The organism is Glutamicibacter sp. NPDC088483 (assembly GCF_044753145.1).
GTDB lineage: Bacteria > Actinomycetota > Actinomycetes > Actinomycetales > Micrococcaceae > Glutamicibacter.
Genome location: NZ_JBIVMP010000006.1, coordinates 278309 through 293393 on the forward strand (window position 1 = coordinate 278309; position 15085 = coordinate 293393).

General features: G+C 62.7%; 16 protein-coding genes, 4 tRNA genes and 1 pseudogene. 18 read left to right on the forward strand and 3 right to left on the reverse strand.

The genetic code is table 11. The features are described 5' to 3' along the window. Positions 1–60 precede the first annotated feature (60 nt). The 6 genes from ACIP6G_RS14445 to ACIP6G_RS14470 all read left to right on the forward strand — a co-directional run bounded on the left by ACIP6G_RS14445 (position 61) and on the right by ACIP6G_RS14470 (position 2257). Positions 61–133: transfer RNA gene (locus ACIP6G_RS14445), tRNA-Lys, on the forward strand. Between the two features lie 49 nt (positions 134–182). Next, a tRNA-Lys gene (locus tag ACIP6G_RS14450) sits at positions 183–255 on the forward strand. Between the two features lie 516 nt (positions 256–771). Next, positions 772–844 (forward strand) — tRNA-Lys (locus tag ACIP6G_RS14455). Between the two features lie 66 nt (positions 845–910). After that, positions 911–1402, forward strand: coding sequence for a thioredoxin-dependent thiol peroxidase (bcp, locus tag ACIP6G_RS14460; RefSeq protein ID WP_332595358.1), 492 nt, complete (start codon positions 911–913; stop codon positions 1400–1402). Between the two features lie 92 nt (positions 1403–1494). Then, positions 1495–1579, forward strand: a tRNA-Leu gene (locus ACIP6G_RS14465). A gap of 117 nt (positions 1580–1696) precedes the next feature. Next, positions 1697–2257 carry a MarR family transcriptional regulator gene (locus tag ACIP6G_RS14470; RefSeq protein WP_332727839.1) on the forward strand — a complete coding sequence of 187 codons (561 nt, stop codon included), beginning with the start codon at positions 1697–1699 and terminating at the stop codon, positions 2255–2257. Between the two features lie 21 nt (positions 2258–2278). Here the strand turns inward: ACIP6G_RS14470 and ACIP6G_RS14475 are convergent, their stop codons facing one another. After that, complete coding sequence (locus tag ACIP6G_RS14475; protein ID WP_400290927.1) at positions 2279–3742, reverse strand: SDR family oxidoreductase; 1464 nt, start codon at positions 3740–3742, stop codon at positions 2279–2281. Beyond that, positions 3739–4569: a tryptophan-rich sensory protein gene (locus tag ACIP6G_RS14480; RefSeq protein WP_400290928.1), complete on the reverse strand. Its 831-nt coding sequence runs from the start codon at positions 4567–4569 to the stop codon at positions 3739–3741. Before ACIP6G_RS14480 ends, ACIP6G_RS14475 begins: the two co-directional genes overlap by 4 nt. A 113-nt stretch (positions 4570–4682) precedes the next feature. On the opposite strand from ACIP6G_RS14480, the gene ACIP6G_RS14485 reads away from it, so the two are divergent. The 10 genes and pseudogenes from ACIP6G_RS14485 to ACIP6G_RS14530 all read left to right on the forward strand — a co-directional run bounded on the left by ACIP6G_RS14485 (position 4683) and on the right by ACIP6G_RS14530 (position 11511). Further along, positions 4683–5171, forward strand: a complete 489-nt coding sequence (locus ACIP6G_RS14485) for a MarR family transcriptional regulator (RefSeq protein ID WP_332595355.1) — start codon at positions 4683–4685, stop codon at positions 5169–5171. Between the two features lie 12 nt (positions 5172–5183). Continuing rightward, positions 5184–6287 carry a polyprenyl synthetase family protein gene (locus ACIP6G_RS14490; protein WP_332727841.1) on the forward strand — a complete coding sequence of 368 codons (1104 nt, stop codon included), beginning with the start codon at positions 5184–5186 and terminating at the stop codon, positions 6285–6287. Between the two features lie 5 nt (positions 6288–6292). Continuing rightward, positions 6293–7237, forward strand: coding sequence for a phytoene/squalene synthase family protein (locus tag ACIP6G_RS14495; RefSeq protein ID WP_400290930.1), 945 nt, complete (start codon positions 6293–6295; stop codon positions 7235–7237). Next, positions 7228–7296: pseudogene (locus ACIP6G_RS14500) on the forward strand (hypothetical protein); the annotation flags it as partial. The gene ACIP6G_RS14495 and the pseudogene ACIP6G_RS14500, both read left to right, overlap by 10 nt. A 3-nt stretch (positions 7297–7299) precedes the next feature. Continuing rightward, positions 7300–8826, forward strand: coding sequence for a phytoene desaturase family protein (gene crtI / locus ACIP6G_RS14505; protein WP_400290996.1), 1527 nt, complete (start codon positions 7300–7302; stop codon positions 8824–8826). Next, entirely contained in the window at positions 8823–9185 is a 363-nt protein-coding gene (locus tag ACIP6G_RS14510; RefSeq protein ID WP_400290932.1) for a lycopene cyclase domain-containing protein, read from the forward strand. The genes crtI and ACIP6G_RS14510 overlap by 4 nt, the downstream gene beginning before the upstream one ends. Further along, complete coding sequence (locus ACIP6G_RS14515) at positions 9175–9495, forward strand: lycopene cyclase domain-containing protein (RefSeq protein WP_105658079.1); 321 nt, start codon at positions 9175–9177, stop codon at positions 9493–9495. Before ACIP6G_RS14510 ends, ACIP6G_RS14515 begins: the two co-directional genes overlap by 11 nt. Then, on the forward strand, positions 9492–10355 hold the full coding sequence (locus ACIP6G_RS14520; protein ID WP_400290933.1) for a prenyltransferase: 864 nt from the start codon (positions 9492–9494) through the stop codon (positions 10353–10355). Before ACIP6G_RS14515 ends, ACIP6G_RS14520 begins: the two co-directional genes overlap by 4 nt. Before the next feature lie 26 nt (positions 10356–10381). Beyond that, positions 10382–10906 (forward strand): isopentenyl-diphosphate Delta-isomerase, encoded by a 525-nt coding sequence (idi, locus tag ACIP6G_RS14525; protein WP_400290935.1) that lies wholly within the window; start codon positions 10382–10384, stop codon positions 10904–10906. Positions 10907–10986: 80 nt separating this feature from the next. Then, on the forward strand, positions 10987–11511 hold the full coding sequence (locus tag ACIP6G_RS14530; RefSeq protein WP_400290937.1) for a hypothetical protein: 525 nt from the start codon (positions 10987–10989) through the stop codon (positions 11509–11511). An 81-nt stretch (positions 11512–11592) separates the two neighbouring features. Here ACIP6G_RS14530 and ACIP6G_RS14535 read toward each other — a convergent pair whose 3' ends face one another. Continuing rightward, a complete protein-coding gene (locus ACIP6G_RS14535) occupies positions 11593–12054 on the reverse strand; it encodes a hypothetical protein (protein WP_105658083.1) in 462 nt (153 codons plus the stop codon). A gap of 619 nt (positions 12055–12673) precedes the next feature. On the opposite strand from ACIP6G_RS14535, the gene ACIP6G_RS14540 reads away from it, so the two are divergent. Together ACIP6G_RS14540 and ilvN are read left to right on the forward strand one after the other, a co-directional pair. Then, complete coding sequence (locus ACIP6G_RS14540; RefSeq protein ID WP_105658084.1) at positions 12674–14557, forward strand: acetolactate synthase large subunit; 1884 nt, start codon at positions 12674–12676, stop codon at positions 14555–14557. 3 nt (positions 14558–14560) lie between these two features. Continuing rightward, a complete protein-coding gene (gene ilvN, locus ACIP6G_RS14545) occupies positions 14561–15079 on the forward strand; it encodes an acetolactate synthase small subunit (RefSeq protein ID WP_105658085.1) in 519 nt (172 codons plus the stop codon). The last annotated feature ends 6 nt before the right edge of the window (positions 15080–15085 follow it).

Here is a 15085-nt window from a genome sequence, read left to right on the forward strand (position 1 = left end):
TAAAGTTTTATCTCGTTGCGAAAGCGCGAAGCCCGAAAAGCTTCTAGAACATCGCAGCGGGCGCCTCTAGCTCAATTGGCAGAGCAAATGACTCTTAATCATTAGGTTCCGGGTTCAAGTCCCGGGGGGCGCACGAACAATTTGTTCGGTTCACCAGACAACTTGTTTTCATAAATAAATACGCGCTTTTAGCTCAATTGGTAGAGCAAATGACTCTTAATCATTAGGTTCCGGGTTCGAGTCCCGGAGGGCGCACAAAACAAAGGTCAGGCTCCGGTCTGGCCTTTTTTGTTTGTCCCGGTGGACCAGCCAGCGCTTGACGCGGGAGTACTTTGGCCTGTGGCCCCCAGTAGGCTGGCCCGCGCCGGAGCCGGGAGGGGATTGGGGAAAGGGGGTCCCAGGCCACTGGCAGGAAAGTGGCTAGCTGCGGCTGAACCTTCGGGCGACGCCACGCTGCGGCTTCCTGGAAATCATTGCTGAAGGTGCGCCCGGGGTGCTGTGCGGACCGGAACCGAGGGCGAGTGCTGGCCGCGAGTGGCAAATCCTGGAGTTGCCCCCGCCGTGCCAGGGTGGATAGCGAGGTCCGGACCGGAAAACTATGTGTGTTTTAGATTACTTTCAAGCCGGGCAAATAGTGATATTATGAATCTGACTTGGACATTTATGTTCTCAGGTCGGGTACTGGCCGATTTTTGCTTTTGCACCATTTCTGCCTATGATTGTCTACGTCGCAAAGACGAGTTCTGAAAAAGAACTAGTCAGAGCGAGGAAGCGCTTTTAGCTCAATTGGTAGAGCAAATGACTCTTAATCATTAGGTTCCGGGTTCGAGTCCCGGAGGGCGCACAGTAGATCCGATCTGATTCGTCAGGTCGGATTTTTTGTATACGGCAAAGAAAAGAGGATCAGCTCATGAGTACTTCCGAAAAGACTAACCGTCTGTCCATCGGTGACCAGGCCCCTGATTTCACCTTGCAGGACGCTGCTGGCAAGTCTGTTGCCTTGGCTGATTACCGCGGCAAGAAGACCATCGTGTACTTCTACCCAGCCGCATCCACCCCGGGCTGCACGAAGCAGGCCTGCGATTTCCGCGATTCACTCGAATCCTTGCACTCCCTGGGTTACGCAGTTCTGGGCATTTCCCCGGACAAGACCGCCAAGCTGGAAAAGTTTGTCGCCAAGGAAGAACTGAACTTCCCGCTGCTCTCCGACGAGGACCACGCGGTAGCTGAAGCCTACGGCGCCTGGGGAGAAAAGAAGAACTACGGCAAGGTCTACGAGGGGCTGATCCGCTCCACTATCGTGCTCGATGAAGAGGGCAAAATCGCGCTGGCGCAGTACAACGTTCGCGCCACCGGCCATGTAGCCAAGCTGCGCCGTGACTTGGGCATTGATCCCAAGTAGACCCCTTGTTTGGCTGATTTCATATCAGGCAGAACTTCCGCTACACTAAATGAGGTCGCCTTCGAGGAAACAGTGTTTCCGGTGTAGCGCTAGCGAGTATGGCGGAATTGGTAGACGCGCTGGATTTAGGTTCCAGTGTCTTCGGACGTGAGAGTTCAAGTCTCTCTACTCGCACCAACTGAACCCTGCGGTCTGATTCCATCGACCGCAGGGTTTTTGCATGCATCCGCAGCGGTTGACCAAGCGTATGATCCAAACAAGGCAAGCGGCCGCGATCCGAGGAGGAGGGGCACCATGGCAGCCAAGGAACTGCCCACCATGTATGGACTTTCTGAATCCGATCCTGGCCAGGACCTGATCAAGAGGGCAGGCATCGCTCCTGCCAATCTGGAGCAAATCGACCGCATTATGGCTGAAATGGGCCGGATGCGCCAGATCGAACGCCGCATCATGCGCAGCTCCCAGCAGTTCATGAAGCTGAACGAAACCGATATGCGGGCGATCCGCAAGATGATCTCTGCCAAGCATGCGGGCCAATCCGTCACCCCGGGTGCGCTGAGCCAGTATCTGGGAATTTCCAGCGCGTCGGTCACCAAGATGATTGACCGCTTGGAAGCCCACGGCCATGTGCGACGCACCAGGCATCCAACCGACCGGCGTTCGCAATGCGTCGAGGTTATCGAAGAAACCCATCTGGCAGCACGCGAGCAAGTGGGGCGGCACCATGCCAAGAGATTCGAAGTGGCCAACGCGATGAGCCCCGAGGAACGGGACGTAGTGATCCGGTTCCTTGCCGGGACCTCCGATGCCTTGGAAAGCAGCCTCGATTCAACGGCTGCCTGCGAAGCGGAGTAGTCCCGGGGACGTACCGGATCCTCAGCCAGCCGCCTGCTTTTCCGCGGCGCGCACGATGTTCTTGATGGTGGCCGGGAAGATGGCGCCATGGAACGGGTATACCGCCCACCAGTAGCAGCGTCCGGCCAAGCCCCGCGGGAAGAATACCGCTCGCTGGACCAGTTCGCTTCGCCCGTCAGCTCGCTTGTCGATCCGGTAATCCAGCCATGCTTGGCCCGGGGCGCGCATCTCCGCGCGCAAGCGCAGCAAGCTGTTTTCCTCCAGGGCTTCCACGCGCCACCAATCCACCACATCTCCTAGTGCCAGCGTGCTGTGCGAGCGGCGTCCGCGCCGCGACCCCACGCCGCCTGCCAGTTTGTCCATCAAGCCGCGCAGCTTCCACAGGGCGGGGAAGGCGAAATACGGTGATTCCCCGCCGAGCCGATGCAGCACGCTGAAGAGCTGCGCCTCGGTTGCCGTGGTGCTGATGCGGCGGATGTCGGTGTAGGCCTTGCGCCCTGCCCAATCCGGATCAGAGGGCAGCGGTTCGGCGGGTGCCGAAATCGGCTGGGCGGTAGCCCAACTGGTTTGCACCGCGTCGGCATCCATCTTCTCCAGTGCCAGCTGCACCGCTCGCGGATAATCGCACAAGCCCTGGGCCGGCGGGGCAATCAGCTTGTCGATGTCCCGCGAGCCCATGACGCAATCATGCTGCAGCGACTGCACCAGCGCGGAAGCCAGGGTGTGCGGCAGCGGCGTCACCAGATTCACCCAGTGCGAAGCCAGCCGCGGGGTGAGCAGCGGCAATGGCCAGACTTTCGGCTCGCGCAGGCCGGCCACCTGGGCATAGATCTTCATCAGCTGCGCGTAGCTGTAGGTGCCGGGGCCGCCGATGTCATAGGTTCCCTGCGCGGGCTGCGCCAGTTCGGCGCAGGCCGCCAGGTAGTGCAAGGTGTCGCGGATGGCGATGGGCTGGACCTGGTTCAGTACCCAGCGCGGGGCCGGCATCACCGGCAGCACATCGCTCAGGTGCCGGACCATTTCGAAACTGGCCGAGCCGGAGCCGATCACCAGGCCCGCCTGGAGCACCAGGGTGCTGGCGGCCGCTGACAGGATCTGCCCCACGGCAACGCGCGAGGCCAGGTGCTCGCTGAGTTCGCCTGCAGGATGCAACCCGGAAAGATAGACCAGCTGGCTGACGTCCTGTTCGCGTACGACCTGCGCCATGACCTGCGCGCACGCTTTCTCCTGCGCCGCGAAATCCCGGGTCCCGGACATCGAATGCACCAAGTAGTAGAGCAGGTCCGCGTCCTTGCAGAGCTTGGCCACGGCGTGCTCATCTTGCAGGTCGCCCTCGACGATCTCGACTTGGCCGCGCCACGGGGTATCGCGCAGGCGCTGCGCATCACGGGTGAAAACCCTGACCTGGTGCCCGTTGCGCAAGAGCAGGGGCACCAGGCGTCCGCCGATATATCCGGTCGCTCCGGTCACTGCGATCAAGCTCATGGCGTTCGAACCCCGCGCTTGCGCCACGCGATCACCATGGATCCGAGCAGGAGCATTGCTGCGCAGCCCAGCGCGGAGTACCCGGCCAGTTCGGACTGGTTGCTGCCGGCCAGCCGGCTCACGCCGATCCAGCCCAGCCCCCAGGCCATGGCCAAGGCGGTGAAGATCCTGCCCGAGTAGGCGGTGGTGCCCAGCCCGATGGCCGCTGCGACCACCAGCAGTGCCACTGCCGCTCCTGGTGCCCAGGAGGCGTCCTGGCCAAAGCCCAGGGAGAGCAGCCATGCAGAGGTGTTGGCGATGCTGGCCACGCAGACCCAGCCCAGGTAGATGCCGAAGGTCAGCCACATGATCCAGTATTCGGTGCGCGAAGCCGGGGTGCCTGCCACCATGATGGTCAGCATCCAGGCCAAGCACGCGACGAGGATGAAGATCACCGCGACGCTGGCCCCCAGCCAGCCCAGCTGGACCACGGTAATCCATGCGGCGTTCAGCAATGCCGAAAGCAGCGCGGGAATCCGCAGCTTGGCAGCCCAGGCCGAGCGGCGTCCGGCGGGGGTGAGCTGGAAGATTCCGTAGACGGCCAGCCCGGCGTAGATCACGCTCCAGATGGAGAAGGCCGGACCCGCGGGGGCCAGCAGCGTCGAGTCAGCGCCCAGATAGCCGCCGGCTGCCTGCTGGACCGGAGTTCCGCCCAGGGCCCCGCTTCCGATGAATGAAACGGCAATGGCCAGGACCAGGGCAATCGCCGTGAACACCGGCAGTGCCCAGGATGTTGCTGACGCGGGGGCTCGATAGGGAAAATTCGGGGAATCCGTGGAACTGCTCATCGTGTGCTCCTGATGTCGGTTGAAAATTTTCCCGCTTCGAGTCGACAAAACGAGATAGTTAAACCATGATGTATCTAGAAAAGCTAAATATCAACTACGCGAGAGAAGTTATCATGGATTGTTCACGTCCGCTGATTGCCTCGGAAGTGTTCCGGTTGCTGCTCAAGCTCCAGCGGTCCTATGCACTGAGCGAAGCGCGCCTGCGCCACAGCCTTGACCTGAACGATACAGATTTGCGTGCGGTGAACCTGCTGCGTTCCATGCAAACGCCCAGCTCCGGGGAACTGGCCCGCGAACTGGGAGTGTCATCGGCAGGAATCACCTCGGTCCTGGACCGGCTCGAAGCCCGCGGGATGGTTGAAAGAAGGCACCATGCCGCGGACCGGCGGCGCACCCTGGTGGCCCCGGGGAGCAATTTCCCGGTGTCCACCGGGCCAGGGCAGGTGCTGCTGCGCAAGCTGCACACGTTCTACGCGCAGCTGGACGAGCCGTCCCGCAGGAATCTGGGCGCCCTGCTCGAAGAAGCCCGGCGAGAGCTGGAAACGCGGGACACCGTGAGCAGCGAAGAGAACCAAGCAAACCCCACCACATCCTTTCAGTAGGGAACCATGAGAATGCACACCACCACACACCAGGCCCCGCAGGCCGCAGCGGCTGGCGCGCCAGCCTCAGGCGGGCTCATCGATGCACCCACCCGGCGCGCCATCAGCGATCGGCTGGAACTGCTGGCCACGCAGGCCCAGCACCGCAGCGCCGCCTACTCCGCGCAGACTGCGCTGCTCTGGTCCCGGATCTCCGAACGGCTGGCTACCGGCAAGCTGATGCGCCCGGGGCTGGTAATGCTCGGCTACCGGGCCTTCGGCGGCCGCAATGAGGCCCGCGCCATCGACCTGGGCTGCGCCTTCGAGCTGCTGCACGCCGCCTTGCTGATCCACGACGACGTGGTGGACCGCGACTTCGTGCGCCGCGGGGAAAAGACCATCTCGGCGCTCTACCGCGACCACGCCATCGCCAGCGGCCGGAACCGGGCCGATGCCGAGCATGCGGGCAATTCCGTGGGAATCATCGCCGGGGACCTGCTGATCAGCGAAGCGATCAAGCTTGCGGCCAGGGCCTCGGCCGGAAGCGACAGCGAGGCCGGGGTTCAGCAGGCCTTCTTCCAAGCCATCGAGCAGGCAGGGGCCGGAGAGCTCGAGGACCTGCTCTACTCGCTGGCCCCGGCTCCGGCCACCACCAGCCAGGTGCTGCGCATGGAACAGATGAAAACCGCGGCCTACTCCTTCCAGCTGCCGCTGCAGGCCGGAGCGCTGCTGGCCGGGGCGCACCCCGGGCAGGCCGAGGCCCTCGGTGCGGTGGGCTGCCAGCTCGGGGTGGCCTACCAGATCATCGATGATGTGCTGGGCACCTTCGGTGACCCGGCACGCACCGGCAAGCCGGTGGAATCGGACTTGCGCGAATTCAAGAGCACCATCTTGCTGGCCCTGGCCAGCGAGCAACCCGAATTCGCCAAGCTGCTGGGCGGATTCCGCGAAGGAACAGTGGATGCCGGCCGGATCCGCCAGGAACTGGCCGCGCAGGGGGCCGAGCGCTTCGCCCGGCAGCTGGCCCAGCAACTCTGCTCGCGGGCCACCGGCTCCGCGGCCTTCCTGGACCTGCCCGAAGAAGCCCGGACGCTGCTGCGCGAGTGCACCGGCCTGATCCTGGATCGAAGCAGCTGAACGCCATGAAACCCTACAATTCCCCTCACAGCACCGCAGGCACCGCCGCCTTGGAGCACTATTCGCGCACCGCCCAGCGCAGCGCCAGGGTGGTGCTGGGCGAATACTCCACCTCGTTCTCGCTGGCCTGCAGGCTGCTGGATGCCGCCAGCGCCAGGCACATCGCCAATATCTACGCGCTGGTGCGCCTGGCCGATGAAATCGTGGACGGGGTGGCCTGCCAGGCCGGCCTGGACAACCAGGCCATCGCCGCCTGCCTGGACGAGCTGGAAGCAGAAACCCTGCGCGCCATGGACCGCGGGTACAGCACCAACATGGTGGTCCACGCTTTCACTATTTCCGCCCGGGCCACCGGCATCCACGCCGAGCTCACCGCCCCGTTCTTCGCCTCAATGCGCGCGGACCTGGGCACCGGGCAGCATGATGCGCGCAGCTTGCAGGACTACATCTACGGCTCGGCCGAAGTCATCGGGCTGATGTGCCTGCAGGTCTTCCAGGCGATGCCCGCCGCGCCGGACTTGACCCCTGCCCAGGCGCAGCGCGCCAAGCACGCCGCCCGCAGCCTGGGCGCGGCCTTCCAGAAGGTCAACTTCCTGCGCGACCTGGCGGAAGACAGCGAAGATTTGGGACGCAGCTACTTTCCCGGCCTGGACCCGGCAGGATTCGATGAGCCAAGCAAGGCGAAGCTGGTTGCGCAGATCGAGCAGGACCTGGCCCAGGCCCGTGCCGGCCTGCCCTACCTGGCCCCGTCCGCTGCCCGGGCGGTGCGCCTGGCCCATGACCTGTTCCGCGAACTGAACTCCCAGCTGGACAAGGCCCCGGCCTCCCAGCTGCTGCGCACCCGCATCTCGGTCTCCGCCCCGCGCAAGGCGCTGATCGCCGCCCGCGTGCTGCTGGGCACCCGGGGCACCACCGGCCGCAAGCCAAGAATGGAAGTAGCAAGCAGATGAACCACGCACAAAGAGAAGTCGTAGTCATCGGGGGCGGATTCTCCGGCCTGGCCAGCGCCGGGTTGCTCGCCGCCCGAGGCTGCAAGGTCACCTTGATCGAACAGCAGCCGCATCCAGGCGGACGCTCCGGGCGCCTGGAGCGCGACGGGTTCCGCTTCGACACCGGCCCCTCCTGGTACCTGATGCCCGAAGTCTTCGAGCACTGGTTCAAGCTCATGGGCACCAGCGCCAGCGAACAGCTGGAGTTGCGCGAACTGGCCACCGGCTACCGCACCTTCTTCCAGGACCGCGAAGAACCGGTGGATGTCGGAACCGGCGCTGCGGTCAGCGGACTCTTCGAAGCCCTGGAACCGGGCAGCGGCCCAGCCTTGGAGCGGTACCTGCGCACAGCGAAGGAGGGTTATGAATTGGCCTTGGAGCATTTCCTCTATGACGATTTCAGCTCGCTCACCTCCCTGCTGCACCCAAGGATCCTGCGCCGGACCCCGCAACTGGCCCAACTGCTGGCCTCCAGCCTGGAAAGCCATGTCGCCCGGCGCTTTTCGAGCAACGAGATCCGCCAGCTGCTCGGATACCCGGCGGTGTTCCTGGGCTCCAGCCCGAGCCGCACCCCTGCGCTCTACCAGCTGATGAGCCACCTGGACCTCACCGACGGGGTGAAATACCCGATGGGAGGCTTCGCTGCCGTTGCCGATGCCATGGCCGAACTGGCACGGAAACACGGCGCGGCCATCCATTTGGGCGCCACCGCAACGGCCATTGAAACCAGCGCAGGAAAAAATCCCCGGGTCAGCGCGGTGCGCTGGATCGACGCGCACGGCAGGCAGCAGCGCACCCCGGCGACCCAGGTGATCGCAGCCGCCGATGTGCGCCACCTGGAAGGCCATTTGCTACCCGAGGAGCTGCAGACCCATACCGCCAAGAGCTTCCAGCGCAAAGACCCCGGCCCCAGCGCGGTGCTGCTGTGCCTGGGCATCAGCGGCAAGCTGCCGCAGCTGGAGCACCACAACTTGCTGTTCACCACCGATTGGAAAGAGAATTTCTCGCGGATTCGCCAAGGGCGGATGCTGGAGGCGGAAACCAGCATCTATGTCTGCAAGCCCAGTGCCACCGACCCCTCGGTGGCCCCGGAAGGCTGCGAGAACCTGTTCATCCTGGTTCCGGCTCCGGCCATGCCCGAATGGGGGATCGGCGCAGCCGATGGGGCAGGAGATGCCGCGGTGGAAGCGGTGGCCGACGCGGCCATCGACCAGCTGGCCGCATGGGCTGGCATCAAGGATCTTCGCGAGCGGATCGTAGTGCGCCAGAGCATCGGCCCGGGGGACTTCCTCCAGCAGTACGGCGCCTTCAAAGGCGGTGCGCTGGGCCTGGCCCATACCCTGGGGCAAAGCGCCATGCTGCGTCCGGGCAACCGCAGCGCCAAGGTGGGCGGGCTGCACTATGCCGGCAGCACCGTGCGCCCCGGAATCGGCGTGCCGATGTGCCTGATCAGTGGGGAACTGGCTGCCAAAGCGGTGCTCGGGATCAAGGCCGCGGGGCCCATGGACGAAAACTTCGCGGCCACGGTGCGGCAGGAGGCAGGAGCATGATCTACCTGGGCATCTTGCTGGTACTCCTGGTCTGCATGGGGCTGCTGGACGCGAAGGGAAAGCTCTTCATCTTCCGCCACCCGGTGCGCGGGCTCCTGTGCCTGGGGCTGGGCACCGGATTCTTCGTGCTCTGGGATGTGCTGGCCATCAGGCAGGGCATCTTCCTGCACAAGGAATCGGAGCTCATGACCGGAATCATGGTGGGCGAGCAGTTCCCTGTGGAAGAAGTCTTCTTCCTGGTCTTCTTGTGCTATTGCGCCATGATTGCCTTCACCGGGCTGCCAGTGCTGGCCGGAATGCTGCGCAACCGGAACCAGAAAGCACCCAAGCGCACGTTAGGGGAGAACCATGTTCCTTGAATTGAGCTTCTGCTTCCTATTTGCGGCCATGGCCGTCTTTGCCGCCGGTCTGGCCGCCAGCAAGCAGCGCCTGCGCTCGGTCGCCAAGCCGCTGGGCGCTGCCATGGCCTTGATGCTCGTGCTCACCGCGATCTTCGACAACCTGATGATCTACGCCGGGCTGTTCGGCTACGGCAGCGGGACGCTGTCCGGGGTGCATCTGGGCCTGGCCCCGATTGAAGACTTCTTCTACGCCGCCTGCGCGGTCTTCCTGGTTCCCGGGCTGTGGTGGCTGCTCGGTGCCCGCAGCCACAGAAAGGACGCTTCATGATCCGCGGAATCGTATTGAGCTCACGCCCCATCTCCTGGGTGAATACCGCCTACCCGTTTGCCGCCGCCTATCTGCTGGCCGGCGGCGGGATCGATTGGCGTTTGGTCCTGGGCACGGTGTTCTTCCTCTTCCCCTACAACCTGCTGATGTACGGCGTGAACGACGTCTTCGACTACGAATCGGACCTGCGCAATCCGCGCAAGGGAGGGATCGAGGGGGCGTTGCTGTCCAGGCAGAGCCATAAGGCGCTGCTCATCGCCTGCGTCCTGTGCGCCGCGCCATTCCTCGCGGTGCTCGCGGCGGCCGGGGATGGCGCAGCCAACCTCGTTCTGGCCGTGTCGCTCCTTGCGGTGCTGGCCTACTCCGCACCGCGGTTGCGATTCAAGGAAAGGCCCGGGCTGGACTCGCTGACCAGCGCGGTGCACTTCGTCTCCCCGGCGGTCTACGGATGGGTGCTGGCTGGCGCCAGCGTGCAGGCCGAGCAGTGGCTGGTCTTCTGCGCGTTCCTGCTCTGGGGGATGGCCAGCCATGCCCTGGGCGCCATCCAGGATATTGTTCCCGACCGCCAAGGCGGGCTCTCCTCGATCGCCACCGCCTTGTCGGCTCGCACAACCATCTACCTGGTCTTGGCCGCCTACCTGCTGGCCGGAGTGCTCGTGGCGGTGGGCCTGTCGGGCCTTGGCCGATGGGCGGCGGTGCTGGCCCTTCCCTATGTGCTCAACGTCCTACCCCATCTTGGAATCAGCGATGCAAGCTCGGGTACGGTTAATCGAGGATGGAAGAGATTCTTGTGGATCAACTACCTGTGCGGTTTCCTGCTGACCATGCTCCTGATCTTTTCGGCACTTTTCACCAACTAGACCCGGATGGGGATTCAAGGATTTCAATGGACGTCATTTTGCTTTCGGATCAAGGCCAGCCTATTGGCACGCGCCCGAAAGAATCGGTTCACACCACGGATACCGTGCTGCACCAGGCATTCTCCTGCCACGTGCAGAATCAAGCCGGCCAGGTGCTGGTGACGCGTCGCGCCCTGTCCAAGGTGACCTGGCCAGGGGTCTGGACGAACTCCTTCTGCGGGCATCCCCAGCCCGGCGAGAGCTTCGAAGAAGCCATTACGCGCCACGCGGCCCATGAGCTCGGCTTCAAGGTCAAGCGCATCGAATCGGCGCTGCCGGACTTCCGCTATCGCGCCGTGGATGCCTCGGGCATTGTGGAAAACGAAATCTGCCCGGTCTTCACCGCGATAATCGACAGCGAGATCTCTGCGAACCCGGACGAAGTCATGGACTACTGCTGGGTGGATCCGGCACAACTCGGTGAAGCCCTGCGCGCCACCCCGTGGGCTTTCAGCCCGTGGCTGGTGATGCAGGCTGCAGGGATGTCCCTGTACCAAGCCGAGCAAGGCTGATTCCGGGCCCGCCGCCGGCGTGGAATCCGTGCTGGGTGATTCCTGTGGAATTGTCCGGGGCATTGGCTATGCTCAATTGCATGGTGCTTCAAGTAATTTCTTCCGGTATCCAGCAGCGCTGCGTGGCCATCGATGCGTTAGGCAGGGCCAGTGTGGTCGCCGGTGGCCTGGTGCTGGCTTCGTCCCTGGCCAGCTGTGCCCCGCTCCAGTTCGAAGCATCCGCGCAAACTCCTAGCGTGAGCCAGCAGATCGCGGCCTTGCCGAAGTATGCCGACAACCTCCAGGAAGTCGAAGGGCGCCAGAAATGGGCGGATCAGAAGATCTTCCAGTACCTCAATGGCCAGGGCGCCGCAGGCTTCCATTCATTCGCCCAGGATTCCATCCAGTACGCCACCGTGGGGTGGCTCTCTCCGGTCCAGGGCGTGCTCGCCATTGTGGTGGAGGGCAGTGATTGGATCGCGGAGGGCAGTGCTGCCGGCTATGCCGAGCGGGTCATGACCTCCGTCGGCTACGAATCAATCGAGTTGGACCGGGTTGAGATCCTCACCGTCGAAGGGCAGCTGCTCGCCTCCGACTACCGCGGGAATCATCCCGGGGCTTTGTAAGCGAAAAGGCCATCTCGCCGCGTAGCTCGTAATGGAGCTAGCTGGCGGGATGGCCTTTGCTATGGCGAATTCTCTTGCTGGTTATACGAAGTTCTCGGTGCCTTCGATGGTGTTCATGAAGTGGTCCATGAAATCAGCGAAGTCCTCTGCATCTGATTTCTGGTCAATGGTGGCACCAATGCTGATGGCATCATCGACATGCAAGTCGATGCTCGGCGCTTCGGGAATGCTGAAGCGGAACACCCGGCCCGAAGAGATCGCGATTTCGTAGCCGCCATCGCTGAGCTCGGCGAGCTGGTTCACATTCGTATTGTTGATGTTGATCGCATCCTCGGATGCTTCCAAGCTGCTGGCATTCACTGGCGCAATAATCAGTTCCGCTGGTTGGCGCCGATATCCAATGACCTTGAGCCCTCCGGAGCCGGCGATGCCGGTGCCCGCCACGAGATTGTAGCTGGCGAAGTTGGGGATCTGCGAGTCGAAGGCCTCATGGAGGCGGGCCTTTACCTGCTGGGTTGGATTTTCGTCTGGGCGCTTGTCCATAACCAATACTCTACCGATAACTTTGGACAATTTGACCAGTCGCAACATTTATCGAAATGTGTCATCGGCACGTCATGGGTTATCTGATTGGTCATATTGACTTCTAGAATGGGATTAATGAGCCAGGATGCTGATTGAGTCGCCAAGCCATGCGCCCGTGTGGCCATCGACGGAACTCATGCCTCTCCCGGCTCAACGCTGCAAGCGAAACCAACTGCATGGCAGGGGACTTCCTTGGAGCAAGGGGTGCGCAGCGCGAGCGATGCGCATTCCCGGCAGTTGGTGCTTGTCTCCAGCTAATCCCGTTTCGACAGGCGCTTTTGGTGCCTATGAAGCGAAAAAACCAAGTCTTGTTTGCGGTGTCGCGTCCAAGGCTTGGACATCCATCTCATATAATGAGATAAACAGGGTGTCTAGTTGCTCTTTGCCGTGAGGTGGAGAAAACTAGAGGCATGCAAACAAACACCGATGTACTACTAGTTATCAGGCGCGGAGCCTGAGGCACTGTCCAACACCACGGACAGTACGTCGGTAACGCGCAAGCCCCCTTTCGTCAGTAGTGACGGCCGCGGGGCGTTTTTTATGCGCAAACGAAGAGATAGATATGGAAAGGATCCCGATGAGCAACTCAACACCCGCCAATCCGGCGTCGGTTGCGAAGTCAATCAATCGAACCAAGGATGCCGCCGCCGCTGTCTCTTCCGTCGTGGAGGCTTCGAACCCGGTACAGGGTCCGAATAATATCGTTGCTCCCACACAGATGACGGGCTCACAAGCCATCGTCCGCTCGCTGGAAGAACTGGGCGTCAAAGACGTCTTCGGATTACCAGGTGGGGCCATCCTTCCCACCTATGATCCACTGATGGATTCGACCAAGATTAACCACATCTTGGTCCGCCACGAACAGGGTGCCGGCCATGCCGCACAGGGTTACGCCATGGTGAGCGGGGAAGTGGGCGTATGCATCGCTACTTCCGGACCAGGCGCAACCAACCTCGTCACCGCACTGGCCGATGCCAATATGGACTCGGTACCAATGGTGGCAATCACCGGTCAGGTCAATAGCGCTTTCATTGGCTCTGACGCATTCCAGGAAGCAGACATTGTCGGCATCACGATGCCGATTACCAAGCACGCTTTCCTGGTCACTAACGCGGAAGACATTCCGCGCACGCTGGCCAGCGCGTTCTACCTGGCGCAGACCGGCCGTCCCGGTCCGGTGCTGGTAGATATCACCAAGGATGCCCAGCAGAGCGACATGACCTTCTCATGGCCGCCAAAGGTCGACCTGCCGGGCTACCGCGTGGTCACCCGCGGACACAACAAGCAGCTGCGCGAAGCCGCCAAGCTCATCGCTTCGGCAACCCGCCCGGTGCTGTATGTTGGCGGTGGCGTGATCAAGGCCAACGCCCATGAGCAGCTGAAGGAATTCGCGGAATTCATCAACGCGCCGGTGGTCACCACGCTGACCGCACGCGGTGCCTTCCCGGACTCGCATGAACAGCACGTGGGCATGCCAGGCATGCACGGTGCCGTCTCGGCGGTCACGGCACTGCAGCAGTCGGATTTGCTCATTACCCTCGGCGCCCGCTTCGATGACCGCGTCACCGGCGTGCTCTCCACCTTCGCGCCGAACGCGAAGGTGATCCACGCCGATATCGATCCTGCGGAAATCTCCAAGAACCGCGTGGCCGATGTGCCGATCGTCGGCTCGCTGGATGAAATCATCCCGCAGCTGCACGAGGCCTGCGCCTCGCGCTTCGAGAACGAAGCCCAGCAGGACCTGGCCGGCTGGTGGGGACTGCTCAACCGCCTGCGCGAAACCTACCCGATCGGCTACACCGAAACCCACGACGGCCTCTCTGCTCCGCAGAATGTTATCGGGCGCATCGGCGAGCTGACCGGTCCGGAAGGCGTCTACGTGGCAGGCGTGGGCCAGCACCAGATGTGGGCAGCGCAGTTCGTCAAGTACGAGCGCCCGCGCTCGTGGCTGAACTCCGCCGGCCTGGGCACCATGGGCTACTCGGTTCCTGCCGCCATGGGCGCCAAGGTGGCGCAGCCGGACCGCGTGGTCTGGGCCATTGACGGAGACGGCTGCTTCCAGATGACCAACCAGGAACTGGCTACCTGCGTGATCAACCGGATCCCCATCAAGGTTGCCATCATCAACAACTCGTCGCTGGGCATGGTCCGCCAGTGGCAGACGCTGTTCTACGATGGCCGCTACTCCAACACCGATTTGAACACCGGCCACGGAACCGCCCGGATTCCGGACTTTGTGAAGCTGGCCGACGCCTACGGCTGCGTGGGCCTGCGCTGCGAACGCGACGAGGATATCGACGCGACCATCCAGAAGGCATTGGAAATCAATGACCGTCCGGTGGTCATCGACTTCGTGGTCTCGGCCGACTCCATGGTGTGGCCAATGGTCCCATCGGGAGTCAGCAACGACCAGATCCAGATTGCCCGCGGCATGACCCCTGAATGGGAAGAGGAGGACTAGGACATGGCAAAGCATACACTTTCGGTACTGGTTGAAGACGTTCCCGGCGTGCTCACCCGCGTCGCCAGCCTCTTCGCCCGCCGTGCCTTCAACATTCACTCGCTGGCCGTGGGCCCCACGGAAATTGCCGGCATCAGCCGCATGACCGTGGTGGTGGACGCCGAAGGGGATTCCCTGGAGCAGGTCACCAAGCAGCTGAACAAGCTGGTCAACGTCATCAAGATCGTGGAACTGCTGCCGGAAACCTCGGTGCAGCGTGACCACATCATGATCAAGGTGCGCGCCGATGCGGCGACGCGACTGCAGGTCACCCAGGCCGCGGAGCTGTTCCGCGCATCGGTGATCGACGTATCCACGGACTCGCTGGTCGTTGAGGCCACCGGCAATGCGGCGAAGATCGAAGCACTGCTGGCAGTACTTGAGCCATTCGGCATCCGCGAGATCGTCCAGGCCGGAACGCTGGCCGTGGGACGCGGAACAAAGTCGATGAGCGACCGTGCCCTGAAGACGCTGTCCGCCTAAGCGCAC